1 protein-coding gene is annotated in these 2,611 nt (G+C 67.9%); it reads right to left on the bottom strand.

Translation table 11 applies throughout. From position 1 onward, the window contains the following. Nucleotides 1-126: 126 nt before the first annotated feature. Nucleotides 127-2,544: a TIR domain-containing protein gene (locus tag I6A81_RS40870; RefSeq protein ID WP_203010512.1), complete on the bottom strand. Its 2,418-nt coding sequence runs from the start codon at nt 2,542-2,544 to the stop codon at nt 127-129. Between the last annotated feature and the right edge of the window lie 67 nt (nt 2,545-2,611).

Consider the following 2,611-nt stretch of genomic DNA (forward strand, 5'->3'; position numbering starts at 1 on the left):
ACCCCCGCCGAACGCCTCCGTGATCTACTAGCAGCCACATAGACCACCAGGTGTTGCGAGCACCCCTGGAAACCGCCACCTCGAACACGACCCCGTGAGGGCACAAACGGCGATCACCGGGATGTGTCAGGCCGGTGGGGGGTCGGCCCCTTCGGCGATGGCCGCGGCGCGGAAGACCTGGTTCCATGGGTACTGGTCGAGGGCTGCCAGGAGCAGCCCGCGCCAGCCGTCGCGGACGGCTCCGCCCATCATCTGGAGCCGCACCTCGTTCCAGTAGGTCTCTGACGTGTGCCACTGCGGATGCCGTCCCCGCGCCAGCCCTGCGCGCTCCACGAGCTGTCCCGCCACCACCGGGTTGGAGTACAGCCTCGCCAGTTCACTGATCGCGTCGTCTTCGCTCGAGCGACTGGCTGAGAGCGGCGGCCTGTGCCCGGACGACGCGCGCTCGCCAGATGGCGTATGTCCGGCGGGAGGTCTGCTGGCATCGTCTGGCCGTGCGCGAGCGGCTGACTGTCCGTGAGCGGGCGACGTCCCGTTGATCGTCTGGGCGGGGGTCACCATGTTCGCCGGCCCCGCTCCGGGGTCCGACCCAGCGGCCAGCGGCGAGCGGAGGGCCGTCCCAGAACCACCGACATCCGGGCCGTGTCCGCCGACGGCGGCTCGGCTGTCCGGGATCATGTCACCCGCCGGGATCAAGCCACCTGCCGCGAGGACGGCGATCAGCGGCTCCAACACGTCCTTCGGCGCCTTCTCCCGACCGTCGGGCCGGTTCCGCTCGTCGTATTGCCAGTCATCGTCATCGCCCGCCGGATCGATGATGTGGTAGCCGTCCGCCGCGGACCTCCGGCCTTCCTGGTCCGCCACGCCCAGTGGATCCGGTTCCCCCACCACCGACACGGCATGGGCTGTGACCCCGGCGAACTCGTTGAACGGCCACTGCAAGGATTTCGGCCCGCCAAGGTCGATCAATCGCCGAATTCCCTCGGTCGCCAGCAGCCCGCGGACGTGCGGTTCCTCGAGCAGCAGATCGGACTTGGTCACGATCACCGCGGCTGGCATGGTGCGGGGATTCGCGAGGCAGGCCCTTGCCTGTTGGAAGACCTCGTCGCCTATCCGCGGGTATGGCTTGTATCTGCCAGCCGGACCGTCGGCCGGATGTCGGCCGGGTCGGCGGCCGCTCAGACCCGCCGCCAGCCGGCCACCGTCGATGACGAAGAGAACGGCGTCGAGCCTGCCCAACAGCACCGACGGGTCAAGGCTCCCGGGAGGGCTTGCCCTCACCCATCCGCCTGGAATGTCGACCAGCACCAGCGGCCTGGTCGCCGAGCCCTCCCCAAGAGCAAAGCTGGCCACGATCTCCGGCCAGAGGTTTCTTGGAGGCTCAATCTCACGATCATGGAGGAACTCGGCAATCTCACGCCTGAGTCGCTTGACGTGGTCACCGACGTTCACGGGCCGCACCGCCAGCCCGTGAAGGCTCAGGCCGTCCTGCGCCTCGGCGACCATCGCGTATAGCAGGCTGGTCTTGCCGACGTCCGGCTCGCCCACCACCCCGACCACGAAGGGATCCCCGTAACGCCCGAGGCCCGCGGGGACGAAATGCGGCCGGTCGTCCTCAGCATGCGGGCCGTGGTCTCGACGCGGGCCGTGGCACAGCACAAACGAGCTCTCTGGGTCCCCGCCGGGATACGGGCTTGGTTCATAGCGATCGACTACCTCGCGGATCCACAACTCGCCGTCGGGTGGCCAGCCCAGCCGCGTGCCACACAGCGGGCACAGCCAGGTTCCGTCGACTCTCCTTGTGTCGGCTTGGATCCGACCGGATCGGGTATCCACGGGCGCCGATCGAGCGGGACGAGGCTCGTCCTCCTCAGCGTCTGAGAACTTCTTAACGGCCGACCACGGTGGGGTCGCACGCAGGGCGTTGTCCAGGACGTCTTCGGCCGGGTAGCCGGCAGGTTCCGACAACGAATGCTCCGGTGACCGCGACGTTACGGTGTTCCCTGGGAACGGTGGCCGCAGCTGATGGCTGGGTGGGCCGGTGAGGTGGTCGAGCAGCGCCTTCTCCGCCATCCGTTCGTCGAGCCCGAACAAGTCCACGGAGACGACACTGGGCAGCGACCCGGGAAGCTCACAGTTCTCGACCAGGACGAGGAGGAGCCTGTCGTGGGAACCAGGGTTCGCCCATACGGCGGAAAGCCACTCCTCCCCGATGGCGGACGCCAGATAGGCGTTCGACATCACCACAACGAGCTGTCGAGCGCCTTCCCACCAGTGGTCGATCGTCGCGGCGCGATCCCATGACCAGGCGCGGGTGTCGTACCCGGCCTGGTCGAGATGCCATTTGATCCATCTCGCCCACGCGTCGTCCTCGGGGACGAACGACACGTCGACATCCACCGGGTCAGGCGCCCCGCCGCCGCCCCGACGCTGCATGCGCAAATCCTGCCACAGTGCGCAACGGGTGGAGTTCATCCACCCATGATCGCCGTTTGTGCCCCACAGGGGTCGCCCGAAGGCCCCGAATACGACCCCGAAAGACATCCCAGGAGCTGAAATGTCAAGCCGCGACCTGTTCGACGTGATGCGGCCAGGCGGTCGTCTCGTCGTA

The organism is Frankia nepalensis, from assembly GCF_016786325.1.
Taxonomy (GTDB): domain Bacteria; phylum Actinomycetota; class Actinomycetes; order Frankiales; family Frankiaceae; genus Pseudofrankia; species Pseudofrankia nepalensis.